At 71.3% G+C, this 16,244-nt stretch carries 11 protein-coding genes and 2 pseudogenes; 7 read left to right on the top strand and 6 right to left on the bottom strand.

The genetic code is table 11. From position 1 onward, the window contains the following. Window positions 1-378 precede the first annotated feature (378 nt). Genes BT341_RS17290 through BT341_RS17300 form a run of 3 tightly spaced genes read left to right on the top strand, consistent with a single transcriptional unit; the run spans window position 379 to window position 6,411 of the window. Window positions 379-5,367, top strand: a complete 4,989-nt coding sequence (locus BT341_RS17290) for an NAD-glutamate dehydrogenase (protein ID WP_072477285.1) — start codon at window positions 379-381, stop codon at window positions 5,365-5,367. Continuing rightward, complete coding sequence (locus BT341_RS17295) at window positions 5,364-5,783, top strand: acyl-CoA thioesterase (protein ID WP_072477286.1); 420 nt, start codon at window positions 5,364-5,366, stop codon at window positions 5,781-5,783. The genes BT341_RS17290 and BT341_RS17295 overlap by 4 nt, the downstream gene beginning before the upstream one ends. Then, complete coding sequence (locus BT341_RS17300; protein ID WP_072477287.1) at window positions 5,776-6,411, top strand: DUF8010 domain-containing protein; 636 nt, start codon at window positions 5,776-5,778, stop codon at window positions 6,409-6,411. Before BT341_RS17295 ends, BT341_RS17300 begins: the two co-directional genes overlap by 8 nt. A gap of 245 nt (window positions 6,412-6,656) precedes the next feature. Here the strand turns inward: BT341_RS17300 and BT341_RS17305 are convergent. Beyond that, window positions 6,657-7,602 (bottom strand): annotated as a pseudogene (locus tag BT341_RS17305) (helix-turn-helix transcriptional regulator); the annotation flags it as partial. A gap of 91 nt (window positions 7,603-7,693) precedes the next feature. Between BT341_RS17305 and BT341_RS17310 the strand changes: the two are divergent. Then, a pseudogene (locus tag BT341_RS17310) lies at window positions 7,694-8,090 on the top strand (RidA family protein). Between the two features lie 36 nt (window positions 8,091-8,126). On the opposite strand, the gene BT341_RS17315 reads toward BT341_RS17310, so the two are convergent. The 3 genes from BT341_RS17315 to BT341_RS17325 form a co-directional block, all read right to left on the bottom strand. Next, window positions 8,127-9,677, bottom strand: coding sequence for a glycoside hydrolase family 13 protein (locus BT341_RS17315; protein WP_072477288.1), 1,551 nt, complete (start codon window positions 9,675-9,677; stop codon window positions 8,127-8,129). Continuing rightward, window positions 9,677-10,060, bottom strand: a complete 384-nt coding sequence (locus BT341_RS17320) for a globin (RefSeq protein ID WP_072477289.1) — start codon at window positions 10,058-10,060, stop codon at window positions 9,677-9,679. The genes BT341_RS17315 and BT341_RS17320 overlap by 1 nt, the downstream gene beginning before the upstream one ends. Before the next feature lie 120 nt (window positions 10,061-10,180). Then, window positions 10,181-11,167: a mechanosensitive ion channel family protein gene (locus tag BT341_RS17325; RefSeq protein WP_177328828.1), complete on the bottom strand. Its 987-nt coding sequence runs from the start codon at window positions 11,165-11,167 to the stop codon at window positions 10,181-10,183. A gap of 358 nt (window positions 11,168-11,525) precedes the next feature. Here BT341_RS17325 and BT341_RS17330 point away from each other — a divergent pair, with 358 nt between their 5' ends. Further along, window positions 11,526-12,023: an HNH endonuclease gene (locus tag BT341_RS17330; protein WP_072477290.1), complete on the top strand. Its 498-nt coding sequence runs from the start codon at window positions 11,526-11,528 to the stop codon at window positions 12,021-12,023. Between the two features lie 115 nt (window positions 12,024-12,138). Here the strand turns inward: BT341_RS17330 and BT341_RS17335 are convergent, their stop codons facing one another. Further along, window positions 12,139-12,510, bottom strand: coding sequence for a hypothetical protein (locus tag BT341_RS17335; protein WP_072477291.1), 372 nt, complete (start codon window positions 12,508-12,510; stop codon window positions 12,139-12,141). A 287-nt stretch (window positions 12,511-12,797) separates the two neighbouring features. Here BT341_RS17335 and ctaJ point away from each other — a divergent pair, with 287 nt between their 5' ends. Both ctaJ and BT341_RS17345 read left to right on the top strand, forming a co-directional pair. After that, window positions 12,798-13,049: an aa3-type cytochrome oxidase subunit CtaJ gene (gene ctaJ, locus BT341_RS17340; protein WP_072477292.1), complete on the top strand. Its 252-nt coding sequence runs from the start codon at window positions 12,798-12,800 to the stop codon at window positions 13,047-13,049. Next, window positions 13,036-13,524, top strand: coding sequence for a DUF5130 family protein (locus tag BT341_RS17345; protein ID WP_072477293.1), 489 nt, complete (start codon window positions 13,036-13,038; stop codon window positions 13,522-13,524). The genes ctaJ and BT341_RS17345 overlap by 14 nt, the downstream gene beginning before the upstream one ends. Before the next feature lie 55 nt (window positions 13,525-13,579). Here the strand turns inward: BT341_RS17345 and pepN are convergent, their stop codons facing one another. Then, on the bottom strand, window positions 13,580-16,147 hold the full coding sequence (gene pepN, locus BT341_RS17350; RefSeq protein ID WP_072477294.1) for an aminopeptidase N: 2,568 nt from the start codon (window positions 16,145-16,147) through the stop codon (window positions 13,580-13,582). Between the last annotated feature and the right edge of the window lie 97 nt (window positions 16,148-16,244).

Below are 16,244 nucleotides of genomic sequence, written 5' to 3' on the forward strand. Positions count from 1 at the left end.
CTTCACCACCCGGCCCGAACCAACCCCTCCGCCACGCCCGAACCTCCTGCCGTGAGCCTCCGCACCCCCTGTCTTCGCCGACCGGCCGCCACCCTTCGCCGAGCGGCCGCCGACCCGGTGAACTGAACCGATCACGTTGACCCCACCCGGCGCAACGCTCGCCGACCACGGCTGGTCAGCGCGCCGCGAACCCCGCCAACACAACCCGCCGGTAGCTTTACCGATCCCGCAAAATGCCAGCTCCCAGCGCGTTTTTCCGGACTGGCGAACCCCCGGGTCTTCATGTGATCCCCGACCGCCGCGCATTAGTGTGGGGTGGTCCGGTTCACCGCCGAACCGGCGCGGTGCCACCTCACGCATACTGGAGAGTTGCCTCAAATGAGCTCGACCGGAGTCTCGTCCCTGCCCGGAACCGGAGCCGACGCCGAACCCGAATTCGGTGCCCCGCGCTCCCCGGCCAGCCCGGAGCAGATCAGGGACGACCTGATCGACGCCGCGGCCGGCCTGGCGCCGGAGATCGGTGAGCTCATCCGGCTCTACTACCGGCACATCCCCGCCGAGGAGATCGTCGGCGACGCGCCCGTCAACCTCGTCGGTGCCGTCCGCTCGCACCTGCAGCTCGCCAAGCACCGCATGCCCGGCCGCCCGGCCGTGCGGCTGCTCAACCCCACCGTCGCCGAGGACGGCTGGGCCCGCGAAGCCACCGTCGTGCAGGTCGTCACCGACGACATGCCCTACCTCGTCGACTCGATCGCCGCCGAGTTCGCCCGTGACGGGGTGCAGGTGCAGCGGATCGTCCACCCGATCGTCGTCGTCAGCCGGGACCTGACCGGTGAGCTGCTCGAAGTCCACCCCGAAGCCGACCCGGCCGACCCGCCCGCGAACTCCGCCGCCGAGTCGTGGATGTACATCGAGATCGACTTCGTCACCGACCGCAATCGTGCCCGCGAGCTCGACAACCGGCTCTCCAGCGTGCTGGGCGACGTCCGCGAGGTCGTCGAGGACGCCGACAAGATGGCCCAGACGGCCTGCCAGCTCGCGAGCGAACTCGAGAACGACCCGCCGAAGCTGCCGGAGGACGAGGTGGCCGAGGGCGCCCGGCTGCTGCGCTGGCTGGCCGACGGCCACTTCACCTTCCTCGGCTACCGCCGCTACGAGCTGATCGACAACCCGCACCCGGAGTCGGACGAACCCGCCCTGCGCGCCGTCCTCGCCTCCGGCCTGGGCGTGCTGCGGCAGGACAGCCTGGCCGCCCGCGGCCTCACCGCCGGCCCGGACACCGCCGCCACCGCGCTCGCGCCGTCGCTGCTGGTGCTGACCCAGGCGAGCGCGCCCTCGACGGTGCACCGGCCGGTGTACCCGTACTACGTCGGCGTGAAGACCTTCGACGCCGAGGGCAACGTCACCGGCGAGCACCGGTTCCTCGGCATGTTCACCACGACCGCGCTGCACGAGAACGTGCTCGACATCCCGGTGGTGTGCAAGCGGGTCCGCGAGGTCATCCACCGCGCCGGCTTCCCGATGGAGTCCTTCTCCGGCCAGCGGATGCTCGAGGTGCTGCAGAACTGGCCGCGGGCCGACCTGTTCTCCGCCGACACCGACTCGCTGTACGCGACGACGACGGGCGCGATCACGCTGTCCGACCGCCGCCGGCTGCGGCTGTTCCTGCGCCGCGACCCGTACGGCCGCTTCTACTCCTGCCTCGTCTACCTCCCGCGTGACCGCTACACGACGCGCTCGCGGCTGGCCATGCAGGAAGTCCTGCTCGAAGAGCTCGAAGGCACCCAGCTCGAGTACAGCGCCCGGATCGGCGAGACCGTCCTGGCGCAGGTGCACTTCGTCGTGCACACCGATCCGGCGCGTCGCCTGGAGCCGGACACGCTCAAGATCCAGGAGCGGCTGAACGACGCCGTCCGCACCTGGGACGACCGGATGGTCGAGGCCGTTCTCGACGAGCGCCGCGAGCGAGCCGACGGCGGCGTGGCGGTCGGGATCGTCGGCGAGGAGTCGGCGACCGAGCAGGGCCAGCGCTACGCGGGCGTGTTCCCGGAGGGCTACAAGGAGGACTTCACCGCCGAAGAGGCACTGGCCGACCTCCGCGCGCTCGACTCGCTCAGCGACGAAGGCGACCTCGCGCTCTCCTTCTACCGGCCGGCCGACGCCGCCCCGGGCGAACGGCGCTTCAAGCTGTACCTGCGCGGCGAGGGCGTCACGCTCTCGAAGGTGCTGCCCGTCCTGCAGGCGATGGGCGTCGAGGTCGTCGACGAGCGGCCGTACGAGCTGCACCGCGAGGACGGCGGCCCGTGCTGGATCTACGACTTCGGGCTGCGCGTCGACCACAAGATGCTCGACGCGTCCGACGACGACGCCGTGGACGAGCTGCGCGGCCGGTTCGAGGACGCCTTCGAGGCCGCGTGGCACGGCGACGCCGAGGTGGACGGCCTCAACGGCCTGGTCCTGCGGGCCGGGCTCACCTGGCGCCAGGCCGCCGTGCTGCGCGCGTACTCGCAGTACCTGCGCCAGGCCGGCAGCGCGTTTTCCCACGGTTACATCCAGAACGCGCTGCTGAACCACACCCAGATCGCCACCAAGCTGCTGCGGCTGTTCGAGGCCCGCTTCGACCCGAAGCTGCCCGGCGCCGACCGCGAAACGGCCACCGAGACGCTGGCCGCCGAGCTGAGCGCGATGATCGACGAGGTCACCAGCCTGGACGAGGACCGGATCCTGCGCCGGCTGATGGCCGTCATCCGGGCCACCCTGCGCACGAACTACCACGTGCGCGACAGCGACGGGAACCCGCGGCCGTACCTGGCGATCAAGCTCGACCCCGGTGGCGTGCCCGACCTGCCGGAGCCGCGGCCCAAGTTCGAGATCTTCGTGTACTCGCCGCGCGTCGAGGGCGTGCACCTGCGCTTCGGCGAGGTCGCGCGCGGCGGCCTGCGCTGGTCGGACCGGCGCGAGGACTTCCGCACCGAGATCCTCGGCCTGGTCAAGGCCCAGGCGGTGAAGAACGCGGTGATCGTGCCGGTCGGCGCGAAGGGCGGCTTCGTCGTGAAGCGGCCGCCTGCCCCGACCGGTGACGCCAGCATCGACCGCGACGCCCAGCTCAACGAGGGCATCGCCTGCTACCGCATGTTCATCTCCGGCCTGCTCGACCTGACCGACAACCGGATCGAGGGCAAGACCGTGCCCGCGCCGAACGTCGTCCGGCACGACGGCGACGACTCCTACCTGGTCGTCGCGGCCGACAAGGGCACCGCGAAGTTCTCCGACATCGCGAACGAGGTCTCGGCGCAGTACGGCTTCTGGCTCGGTGACGCCTTCGCCTCCGGCGGCTCGGTCGGCTACGACCACAAGGCCATGGGCATCACGGCGAAGGGCGCGTGGGAGAGCGTCAAGCGCCACTTCCGCGAGCTCGGCAAGGACACCCAGACCGAGGACTTCACCGTCGTCGGCATCGGCGACATGATGGGTGACGTCTTCGGCAACGGCATGCTGCTGAGTGAGCACATCCGGCTGGTCGCCGCGTTCAACCACATGCACGTGTTCCTCGACCCGAACCCGGACGCGGCGACGTCGTACGCGGAGCGCCGCCGCCTGTTCGACCTGCCGCGCAGCTCGTGGGACGACTACGACCGCTCGCTGATCAGCGAAGGCGGCGGGGTCTACCCGCGCACGGCGAAGTCGATTCCGATCAGCCCGCAGGTCCGCGAAGCACTGGGCCTGGCGGACGGGGTCACCGCGCTGGCGCCGATGGAGCTGATCCAGGCGATCCTGCTGGCGCCGGTCGAGCTGCTCTGGAACGGCGGCATCGGCACCTACGTCAAGGCGGAGTCCGAAAGCCACGCGGCGGCGGGCGACAAGGCCAACGACGCCATCCGGGTCGACGGCAAGCAGCTGCGCGTCAAGGTGTTCGGCGAAGGCGGCAACCTCGGCCTCACGCAGCTGGGCCGGATCGAGTTCGCCCGCAACGGCGGAAAGATCAACACCGACGCGCTCGACAACTCGGCCGGCGTCGACTGCTCCGACCACGAGGTCAACATCAAGATCCTGCTCGACCACCTCGTCCAGACCGGCAAGCTGGAGCGCGAGCAGCGCAACGAGCTGCTGGAGGAGATGACCGACGAGGTCGGTGCGCTGGTGCTCAAGGACAACTACCGGCAGAACGCCGTCCTCGGCGTCAGCCGGGCGCACGCCGCGCCGATGGTGTCGGTGCACGCGCGGCAGGTCCAGGCGCTGGTCGCCGCGGGCGCGTTCGACCGCAAGCTCGAAGCACTGCCGAGCAACTCCGAGTTCCGGGAGCTGGAGAAGGCGGGCAAGGGCCTCACGTCGCCGGAGCTGGCGACGCTGCTCGCGCACGTCAAGCTGGAGCTGAAGGACGAGCTGCTGGCCAGCGACCTGCCCGACTCGAAGGTGTTCGCGGCCCGGCTGCCCGAGTACTTCCCGAAGCCGCTGCGCGAGCGGTTCCCGGACGCGATCCACGAGCACCCGCTGCACCGGCAGATCATCACCACGATGATCGCCAACGAGGTCGTCGACGGCGGTGGCATCTCCTTCGTCTACCGGCTGATGGAGGAGATGAACGCGACGGCGACCGACGCCGTGCGCGCGTACGCGGTGGTGACGCGCGTGTTCGACCTGCCCGCGCTGTGGCGGGAGATCGACGCGCTGGACAACGTGGTGCACACCGACGTCGCCGACGCGATGGTGCTGGAGACACGGCGGCTGCTGGACCGGGCCGCGCGCTGGTTCCTCACCAACCGGCCGCAGCCGCTGGCGCCGCTGTCGGAGATCAAGCGCTTCGGCCGGGTGCTGAACGAGCTGGTCCCGAAGATCGGCGACCTGCTCCGCGGCCGTGAGGCGGAGTCGGTGCAGGCGCACGCGGACGAGCTGGTCGCCGCGAACGTGCCGCCGGAGCTGGCGCGCCGGGTCGCGTTGCTGCTGCACACCTTCGGCCTGCTCGACGTCACCGAGGTCGCCGAGCTCGCCGAGCAGCAGATCGGCATCGACGCCACGCACAGCCCGGCGGAAACGGCGGAGCTGTACTACGCGCTCTCGGCGCACCTGGACATCGACTCGATGCTCACCGAGATCAGCAAGCTCGAACGCGGCAACCGCTGGCACGCGCTCGCCCGGCTCTCGCTGCGCGACGACGTCTACGGCTCGCTGCGGGCGATCACGCTGGACGCGTTGCGGCACAGCGATCCCGGGTCGTCCGCGGACGCCAAGATCGCCCAGTGGGAGAAGACGAACGCCTCCCGGCTGCAGCGGGCGCGCGTCGCGCTGGACGAGATCACCAAGTCCGGCCGGCTCGACCTGGCGACGCTTTCGGTGGCGGCCCGGCAGATCCGGAGCACGGTGCGGTGACCTACGTTTCGCACGTCCGCCCGCGCTGGACGGACATGGACGTCTACGGCCACATCAACCACGCGAAGATGGTGACGCTGCTCGAAGAGGCGCGGATCCCGCTGCTGTTCGCCGGCGCCGTCGAGGCCGGGCTCGAGCAGCTGCCGAAGGGCATCGTCGTGGTCAAGCTGGAGGTGGCCTACAAGGCGCCGATCGTGGTGTCCGGGCAGCAGCTGCGCGTCGACATCGACCTGACCGAGCTGCGGGCGGCGAGCTTCACGCTGGCCTACCGCGTCCGCACCGGGCCGTCCGCGGACGATCCGGTGGCGGTGACGGCGGAGACGGTGCTGGCGCCGTACGACACCGTCGCGCTGCGGCCGCGTAGGCTCACCCCGGCCGAGTCGGAGTTTCTGAAGCAGGGGTTCGCGGATGCCTGAGTTGTTCGTGCCGGACGCGGCCGACCGGGAGACCCTCGGCGCGTTCGTCGCCCGCGCGGTGCGGCTGGACGGCCAGACGGCCGTCCGGCTGCGGCAGCGCGGCGACGGCGTGGTGGAGGCCTGGTCGGCGACGCCGTTCGAGTGCCTGGCCACGCGCGCGGTGGCGGGCGACGTCACCCCCGGCGACGTCACGGTGTCGGGCAACGAGCTGCTGGCGGCACTGACGGTGGCGGGCGGCCCCCGGATGGACCCGGGCCCGGCCCGCGACCTGCTGTGGCACGGCGAGCTGCCGCCACCGGGCCGCTGGCCGCTGGTGGACGAGCTGCCGGCCCGGGTGGTGGCCGAGCTGGCCGACCGCGGCGTGACGCTGGCCCGCGACAACGTGGGCCCGCACGGCACGCCACCGGCGTCGCTGATGGACCAGGCGGTGCTGACGGTGACCGGCGGCGAGCAGGAGGTCAAGGTCCAGATGCGCTGCCTGTTCGCGATGTCGGGAATGGGTTTCGTGGACTCGGACGTGGAAGGCGACGTGGTCCGCGTGACGGCGACGGACTCGTGGCTGCGCCTGGACGCCCGCTACGGCGCGATCGTCCGGCGCCGCCACGCGCTGCTGCCCCTGCTCTTCTGACGGATTCCTGACGGCTGCCACCGTGTTCCGCGAACGGTGGCAGCCCGAAGTCGCGGCCCGCCCTCCCTGGGGGCTGCCCCCGCTTCCAGCGTATCGGAGAGGCACGACGAAATTCGCCGTCCGGCGGCGCCGACGGCGTGCTTGTCCACATCACGACGGTGCTGTGCACAACCTGCCGGGCGGTGCCTTCGACGACGGAGCCCGGCTGGAAACACCCCAAGACAGGGTGGCGGCTCAGGGGAATCCGCGTAGCGGGCGACGATCGCGGCGGCACGATCCCGCAACGCGGTGCGCAACGACTCCGGTGCCAGTGCCTCCGCCTTCGTGCCCAGCTGCCACAGCGCCCACTCGGCGTGCCAGGCGTCCTGGAAGGTCACCTCCATCCGCAGCCACCCGTTCGCGTCCGGCTGCTCCGCGCGGACGGCCACCGCGGTGTTCAGCAGCTCTTCCCGCCGCGCCGGGTGCACCCGGACTTCCGCGGTGCGCCGGCCGTCCGCCAGGAACCGCGCGCAGCGCTGCCGCCAGATCCGGTCGAGGTCGACCCCCGCCGGCCGCCGGTTCGGGCAGTCCCTCCACGGCGAGTACCCGGGAGAGCCGGTAAGTGCGGTCCGTGCCGGATCTCGTGGCCAGCAGGTAGGTCCGCTCGCGCACCGTCACCAGGCCGATCGGGTCCACCGTGCGCCACCGCGGCTCCTGGCCCGCGGCCGCGTAGTGGATGCGCAGCCTGTGCCCGGTCAGCACCGCGTGCCGGACCGCGAGCATCGTCGCCCGTGGAACGTCCTCGGCCACCGGCCGCCGGGAGAGCAGATCGGTCTCCGGCTCGACGAGGAACCGCCGGGCCGCGTCGCTCGCCGTCGCGCGGTGGTGCTCCGGGAGCGCGTCGACCACCTTGCGCGTCGCCGAAGCCAATGCCGGGCCGGGGCCGGACACCCGAGCTGGCCCCGCGGTCAGCAGGGCCAGGGCTTCGTCGTGGTTCAGCCCGGTCAGCTCGGTCCGGAACCCGGGCAGCAACGCGAAACCGCCGTGCCGCCCGCGTTCGGCGTAGACGGGGACGCCGGCCGCGGACAGCGCGTCGATGTCGCGCAGCACCGTCCGCGGGGACACCTCCAGCTCGCGGGCCAGCGCGTCCGCGGTCAGCCGCCCCCGCTGACGCAGCAGCAGGACCAGCGAAACCAACCGGTCGGCGCGCACCCGCAGAACCCTAGCGAAATCACGACAGCGGGTGTCGTGATTCGACGGCAGGCTCTTCGCTACCGGACAACCGAAAGGAACTTGCGTGACGATGAACCGAACGGCCGTCAACCCGGTCTCGTGGTCGGCCGGGCTGGGGTTCAACCAGGGTGAGCTTCCTCGAAGGACACACCCGGACCCTGTACTGCTCCGGTCAGACCGCGGCCGGCGCCGACGGCAGGCCCCGGCACGAGGGCGACCTGGCCGCACAGCTGGAACTGAGCCTCGGCAACCTGGAGGCCGTGCTCGGCGCGGCCGGCATGTCGCTGGCGAACCTGGTCCGGCTGAACGTCTACACCACCGCCGTCGACGGGCTGTTCCCGCACTACGGCGTGCTGGCGGCGCGGCTGGCGGCGGCCGGGGTGGCGCCGGCCACCACGATGCTCGGGGTCACCCGGCTGGCCATCGCCGGCCAGCTGGTCGAACTGGAGGGAACCGCCGTCGCGTGACGGCGGCCTGCTGCCCGTCCCGGGGCGGGCAGCAGGCTAGACCAGCCAGGCGGCCGAATCCGCCGGCAGCTTCCCGTCCACCAGCGGACTGCTCGACAACAGCACCTCACCCGGCGGCAGCGCGATCGGCGAAGCCGAGGTGTTCAGCGCGCACACGAGCCCACCTCCGCGCCGCCGGAAGGCGAAACATCCCGCCGGTGCCCCGTACCACTCCAGCTCCTCGCCGCTGAACGCCGGATGCGTCTTCCGCAGCTCGATCGCCGCCCGGTACAGCGAGAGCGTCGAGTCCGCGTCCTCGATCTGCTTCTCGACCGTCAGGGCCGCCCACTCCGCCGGCATCGGCAGCCACGTCCGCGGGTTGCGCGAGAACCCGAACGGCGGCAGGTCGCCCTCCCACGGCAGCGGCACCCGGGACACGTCACGGCCGAACTCCGCGCCGCTCGTCTTCGCGCGCGGGTCCGCCATCTCCGACGGCGCCAGGTCGACGTTCGCCAGCCCCAGCTCTTCGCCGTTGTACAGGTACACCGCGCCCGGCAGAGCCAGCTCCACCAGCGCCATCGCCCGCGCGCGGCGCACCCCCACCTGGCCGCCCCCGTAGCGGCTCACCTGCCGCCAGACGTCGTGGTTGCCCAGCGTCCAGGTCGCCGGGGCGCCCACCCGGGCCGGCACCGTCAGGGACCGCTCGATGGCCGTGCGCATCGCGTCCGCGTCGAAATGGGTCAGCACCAGCCGGAAGTTGAACGCCAGGTGCAGCTCGTCCGGCCGCAGGTAGCGCGAGAGACGTTCCTCGTCGGTCACCCAGATCTCGCCGACCGCCATCGCGTCCGGGAACTCGTCGAGCACCTTGCGGATCATCTGGTGGATCTCGTGGACGCCGTCGTGGTCCCAGCGCGGGTCGTAGTAGAGGCTCGGCCCCAGCGGGTCGGCGCGCGGGTCCATGTCCGGCAGCCCGGGCGGCTTGGCCATGCCGTGCGCCACGTCGATGCGGAAGCCGTCGACGCCGCGTTCGAGCCAGAACCGCAGCGTCCGCTCCAGGTCGGCGGCGACCTCGGGGTTGGCCCAGTTCAGGTCCGGCTGCTGCGGCGCGAACAGGTGCAGGTACCACTGCCCGTCCGGCACCCGGGTCCAGGCCGGACCGCCGAACGCGCTCACCCAGTTGTTCGGCGGGTCCTCGCCCTTCGGGCCGACACCGTCGCGGAAGATGTAGCGGTCGCGCTCCGGGCTGCCGGGCGCGGCCGCCATCGCGGACTTGAACCAGGCGTGCTGGTTGCTGGTGTGGTTGGGCACCACGTCGACGGTGACCTTGATGCCGCGCTTGTGCGCTTCGGTGAGCAGCACGTCGAAGTCGCCGAGGGTGCCGAACATCGGGTCGACGTCGCGCGGGTCGCTGATGTCGTAGCCGTGGTCGGCCATGGGGGAGCGGTAGAACGGCGTGAGCCACAGCGCGTCGACACCCAGCAGCTCCAGGTAACCGAGCCGGGAGCGGATGCCTTCCAGGTCACCGACGCCGTCGCCGTCCGAATCGGCGAACGAGCGCACGTAGACCTGGTAGAAGACGGCATCCCGCCACCAGGCGCCCGCTCTCATCACACGAAGCTGTTCATCATGCTGTGCGCGGCCATCTCCAGGTACGCCCACAGCTGCCCGCGGTACGGCTCTTCGAGGTTCTCCTCGTCGACGGCGATCCGGATGCAGCGCAGCCACGCGTCCCGCTCGATCGGCCCGATCTTGAACGGCGCGTGCCGCATCCGCAGCCGCGGGTGCCCGCGGCGGTCGGAGTAGGTGTGCGGGCCACCCCAGTACTGCATCAGGAACAGCCGGAACCGCTCCTCGGCCGGGCCGAGGTCTTCTTCGGGGTAGAGCGGGCGCAGGATCTCGTCGCGCGCGACCTCCTCGTAGAACCGCGCGACGATCCGGCGGAACGTGGGTTCGCCGCCCACCGCTTCGTACAGGTTCGCCGGTTCGCTCACTGCAGACACGCCTCTCATTTTGCTCTCTTGGTGCGGGTTCCCGACGCCCGGTCCCGCGTGGAGCCGATGGTCGCGAACCCGTTCCCCAGCGTAACGACGCCGCCCGCCCGGGGCGGTCCGCTACTTCTCGATCGTCGGCGCCGTGGCGGGGAACAGCCTGCCGAGCGGCGGCTCGAAGCCGGCTTCCTCCAGGGCGGCCAGCAGCTGGGCCCGCAGGGCCCGCTGGACCGCCCACTGCTTGCCCGGCCGCACCTTCACGGTCAGCCGCAGCTCCAGGCCTTCCGGTGTGACGCTTTCCACGCCCAGCATCTCCGGCGGCTCGAGGACGTTGTCCTTGAGCGCGTCGCCCTCGGTGGCGGCGGACGCCGCTTCCGCGAGCACGGTCGTCGCGCGCTCGACGTCGGCCGTGTAGCCGAGCGGGACGTCCACGACCGCCACCGCGAAGCCCTGGCTCGAGTTGCCGACGCGCAGCACCTCGCCGTTGCGGACGTACCACACCGTGCCCTTGAGGTCACGCAGTGTCGTGATCCGCAGGCCGACCGCTTCGACGGTGCCGGACGCGACGCCGATGTCGACGATGTCGCCGACGCCGTACTGGTCCTCGACCATCATGAAGATGCCGGACAGGAAGTCCTTGACCAGGTTCTGCGCGCCGAACCCGATCGCGACGCCGATGATGCCCGCCGACGCGATGATCGGCCCGAGGTTGATGCCCAGCTCGCCCAGCACGAGGATGAACGCGAGGCCGTAGACCAGGAACGTCGTCACCGACTTCAGCACCGAGCCGATGGTCTGCGCGCGCTGGCGGCGCCGTTCGAACACGGCGGAGCCGAGCACTTCGGGGGCGCGCTCGCGCAGGGGGCGCAGCAGCGCGGGCAGCTTGCCGCCCGACTTCGGGAACGTGGTGACCCGGTTGATCAGCCGTCTCAGCAGCAGCCGCACGACGAACGCGATCAGGAGGATCATCAGGATCTTCAGCGGCTTGGTCAGCAGCCAGTTCGCCGAGCCGGCCAGCCATTCGTTCCCGGTGACCCGGAACACCTGGTAGCAGAACGTGCTGGTGTCGTCGGTGCACGGCGTCTTGGCGGTGGTGAGCAGGGGCAGCACGGGAGTTCGATCATCCTTCCGATCAGGTCGATCACCCGAACTCCAGGTGGATGTCGGGTCGCGCGGATGTGACACGTCATGTAACACACGTGCGCTGGGGGCCTGTTCTGTGGTCGACTATGCCTACGCCCCTGGAGGTGGTCGAGTGCCAGACCGACAACCCAGCCCCCGCGGCGCCTCCGGCCGAGCCACGGCCGACGAGACGCCAGAGGTGGTCCTGCGCGCTTGCCCGGGGGGTTCCGCATCCGGCGGAGCCGTCCCGGCCGGGCCGGGGAGCCGCCCAGGGGGAGTTACCCGCCCGCCCGGACAGCGTAGTAGAGGCCGGGATCCGGCCGCCCCGGCCTGGGGCAGGCGCCGGGTGCTCCTGCTCAACGCCACTTTCGAGCCGCTGACCGCGCTGCCGCTGCGCCGCGCGGTCGTGCTCGTGATGTGCGGCAAGGCCGAAGTGGTGCACGGTGATCCCGGCGGGACCGAACTGCATTCGGCGAAGGTTTCGCTGCCGGTGCCTTCGGTGATCCGCCTCAGCACGTACGTGCGGGTACCCTACCGGGCCCAGGTGCCGCTGACGCGCGCCGGGCTGATGCACCGCGACCGGTACCGCTGCGCCTACTGCGGAGGGCGGGCGGAGACGATCGACCACGTCGTCCCGCGCAGCCGCGGCGGCCCCCACAGCTGGACGAACTGCGTCGCCTGCTGTGCGAAGTGCAACCACCGCAAGGCGGACCGGCTGCTCTCGGAGATCGGCTGGCGGCTGCGCGTCGTCCCGCGTGCCCCGCACGGGCCGCACTGGCGGCTGCTCGCCCACTCCAAGGAGGCCGACCCGCTCTGGCAGCCGTATCTGGGTTCGGCCGCCTGAGCGTTCCGGCCCCGGACATGCCGGCGCCCCGGCTGCCTTGTGGCGGCCGGGGCGAGCCGGGTGCTGGCACGGGGTCCAGGAGTGCGCGCGTGACCCTGAACGGACGGGCTTCGGTTCAGGCGGCCAGCGCGTAGTCGTGCTGGCAGGTGACGCGGGTGCCCATGGTGACGCGCGTGCCGCGGGTGACTCGCGTGCCCCGGGTGACGCGGGTGCCGCACGTCACACGCGTGCCGGCCGTCACTCGCGTGCCCATCGTGACCCGGGTGCCCCTGGTGACTCGCGTGCCCCGGGTGACTCGCGTCCCCGCCGTCACCCGGGTGCCCATGGTGACGCGCGTTCCGGCGGTGACCCGTGTACCGCGCGTGACGCGTGTACCCCGGGTAACCCTTGTGCCCGCCGTCACACGCGTTCCGGGGACGAATTCGATGTCGCTCGGTGACGAGAAGGTCTCGGTGATCGCCTGTGCGGGGGGCTGGACGCTGTTCATGGCAAGGCCTCCTGGGACCGGTGCGTTACCTGCTGGGGCTGGGGAGCGGGGCGCAAGGCCCGTACAGGTGAAAAAGCTACGAGGATTTCAAGGCGGCGACAAGACGACAGCGGCGGGTGCGGCCGCCTGTACGTTGAGTTGCAACCTTTCGGCCCGACGGTCTTCGCCCCAACGTTCCATTGCCCGCGAGCCAAGCGGCGGACGGCGCCCGGCTTACGACGAACGGTCGAGTGCGGTGCGCGCGGTGCGCGCGGTGGCCGCGGAGGTCATCCGATACGCTCAGCGCCGTGAACGTTGTCGAGACGATCGTGGTCTTCGCCGTGATCCCGCTGGCCATCTACGGCCTCGCCGGGCTGCTGACGCTCCGGCGCAGGTCCGGTGCCCCGCGATACCGGTCCGGCCAGGCTTGGGAGTACCCGCCCATGTGGTGGAGCGCCAACCCCGAAGGGGTGGGTGCCGGGCACCGGCACGCCGGCGTCGAGAACAGCGCGCCCGAAGGCGCCCCGACCGCGGCGGGAGGCGCTCGTGGCAACTGGTGAGCTGACGAAGCGCGTCGACGAGTCCGAGCTGGGCTACGGCGAGGCCATCACGAACAGCGGCCGCGTGTCCGCGGCCAAGATGTACGAGCCGGCGGCGCCGACGAGCCCGTTCACGACGCGCCAGCTGGCCCGCCTGGACGAGGCGCTGACGTTCGCGAGCCGCGAGACCGGCCTGGACTTCAGCGTGTACCTGGGCGAGCTGGGCGAGGACAGCCGCGCGGCGGCGGAGAAGCTGCACGCGACGACGGCGAACCCGGCCAACTCGGTCCTGGTGGCGGTGTCCCCGGGCGAGCGGCTGATCGAGATCGTGACGGGCCGGACGGCGCACCTGCGCCTCCCGGACCGCGGCGCGAAGCTGGCGGTGGCGAGCATGGTGGCGTCCTTCAAGGAGGGCGACCTGGTCCGCGGGCTGGTGAACGGCCTGGTGAACGCCCTGCGCATGCTGTCCGACCAGGCGGGTCCCGCGCCCCGCTGATCGCAGGCACGAAGAAGGCCCCGCACCGGCTCGGTGCGGGGCCTTCTTGCCGTGGTCAGGACTGCGCGTCGAAGTCCCGTGCCGCCAGTGCCCGGACGATGCCCGCCCGGCCCTCCGACACCAGCCGCCGCAGGGCCTGCGGGTGGTCTCCGGCCAGCCACTCGTCCGAGGCCGTCACCGTCTCCGGGGCCACCGCCCACGACGGGTACAGCCCGATCGCCATCGGCTGGGCCCGCTCGCTCGACCGGCGCTGCCAGACCTCGTCGATGACCTCGAAGTACTTCGCCACGTACGCGTCCAGCAGCGCCTTCTGGCCCGGGTGCGAGAAGCCCGAGATCAGCGCGTCGCTGACCGCGTTGGGCAGCTCGTCGTCGTACACCGCGCGCTGCCACGCGTCCGCCTTGGCCTCCGCCGTCGGGCGCAGGGCCCGCGCGCGCTCCGCCTGGCGGCGGCCCGTCGCCGTGTTGTCGCGGGCCAGCTCGGCGTCGATCTCTTCCGAGCCCGCCCGGCCGTGCGCCACCAGCGCGTGCAGCAGGCGCCAGCGCAGGTCCGTGTCCACCGTCAGCCCCGCCAGCGGTGCCGACCCGTCGAGCCAGCCGGCCAGCACGTCCAGCGTCGCGTCGTCCAGCACCGACCCGGCCAGGGAGTTCACGAACGCCAGCTGGTGGTCCGAGCCCGGCTCGGCGCCACGGGCCAGCTCCAGCAGCCGCGCGGTGAACGACGGCCAGCCCGTCGAAGCCGCCCACTCCTGCTCGGCGTACGAGTTCAGCGCCGTCTGCGCCTGCAGCAGCAGCCGCTGGACGACGCCGACCTCGCTCTCGGTGTGGATGCCGCGCTGGACCAGCGTGACGAAGTCGCGGGCCTTCAGCTCGGCCTCGCGGGTCATCTCCCACGCCGCCGACCAGCACAGCGTCCGCGGCAGCGGCTCGGTGATGTCGGCGATGCGGTCGATCAGCGTGGTCAGCGACGCCGGGTCCAGCCGCATCGTGCAGTAGGTCAGGTCGTCGTCGTTGACCAGCACCAGCTTGCCCGCGGCCTGGCCGACCAGCTGCGGCACCTCGGTGCGCTCGCCGTCGACGTCCAGCTCGACGCGCTGGGTCCGGACGAGCTTGCCGGCGCCGTCCTCGTCGTAGATGCCGACGGCGACGCGGTGGGTGCGCAGCTCACCGGCGCCCGGCTTCGCCCCGGACTGCACGACGGCGAACGACGTGATCTTGCCGTCCGCGCCGACCTCGTAGCGCGGGCTGAGCGAGTTCAGCCCGGTCGTCTCCAGCCACTGCGCGCTCCACCACGACAGGTCGCGCCCGGACGCCTCCTCCAGCGCGCCCAGCAGGTCCGCCAGGGTCGCGTTGCCCCAGGCGTGCTTGCCGAAGTACACCTTCAGGCCGTCGAGGAAGTGGTCCAGCCCGACGTAGGCGACGAGCTGCTTGAGCACGCTCGCGCCCTTGGCGTAGGTGATGCCGTCGAAGTTCACCTCGACCGCGTGCAGGTCGACGATGTCGGCCGCGATCGGGTGCGTCGAGGGCAGCTGGTCCTGCCGGTAGGCCCACGACTTCTCGATGTTCGCGAAGCTGGTCCACGCGTTCTTGTACTCGGTGGCCTCGGCCTGGGCCAGGACGCTGGCGAAGGTCGCGAACGACTCGTTCAGCCACAGGTCGTCCCACCAGCGCATGGTGACCAGGTCGCCGAACCACATGTGCGCCATCTCGTGCAGCAGCGTCTCCGCGCGCCGCTCGTAGGCGTAGCGGGTGACGCGGCTGCGGAAGACGTAGTCCTCGAGGAACGTCACCGCGCCGGCGTTCTCCATCGCGCCCGCGTTGAACTCCGGCACGAACAGCTGGTCGTACTTGGAGAACGGGTAGGGCGTGCCGAACTTCTCGTGGTAGAAGGCGAAGCCCTGCTTGGTCTCGGTGAACAGCCGGTCGGCGTCCATGTGCTCGGCCAGCGACGCGCGGCAGTAGACGCCCAGCGGGATGGTCTTGTGCGCGTCGGAGTACTCGTCCCGCCATTCGGCGTACGGGCCGGCGATCAGCGCGACCAGGTACGTCGAGAGCCGCTCGGACTCCTTGAACACCGTCCGGACGGCGCCTTCGGGCGTCTCCTCGGTGGACTCGGCCATCGTGTTCGAGACGACCTTCCAGTCCTTCGGCGCGATCACGGTCAGCCGGTAGACGGACTTGAGGTCGGGCTGGTCGAAGCAGGCGAACATCCGCTTGGCGTCGGCCGTCTCGAACTGGGTGTACAGGTAGACGCCGTCGTCGACCGGGTCGACGAACCGGTGCAGGCCTTCGCCGGTGTTCATGTACCGGCAGTCGGCGCTGACCACCAGCTCGTTCTGCTCGGCCAGGCCGGCCAGCGCGATGCCCTTGTCCTCCACGTAGGCGCTGACGTCGACGTCCGCGCCGTTCAGGGTGGCCGAGTGCACGCGGTCGGCGACGATGTCGACCCACGTGGATTCGCCGGCCCGGGCGCTGGCGAACCGGACGGTCGTCGTCGACGCGAAGGTCTTCTCCCCGGGGCCGCCGTGGCCGTCGGTGAGATCCAGCTCGATGTCGTATCCGGTGACGTCGAGCAGGTCCGCGCGCAGCTTGGCTTGGTCGCGGGTCAGGTTGGGGGCGGGCACAGGCACCTCTGGTCGTTGGTATCGGTTTTCAACTCCCCGCATCCAATCATGGGGACGCCGGTCGCGGCGACGGGGAACAAGGCCGCGTCGCCGGGTG

The organism is Amycolatopsis australiensis, from assembly GCF_900119165.1.
Classification (GTDB): domain Bacteria; phylum Actinomycetota; class Actinomycetes; order Mycobacteriales; family Pseudonocardiaceae; genus Amycolatopsis; species Amycolatopsis australiensis.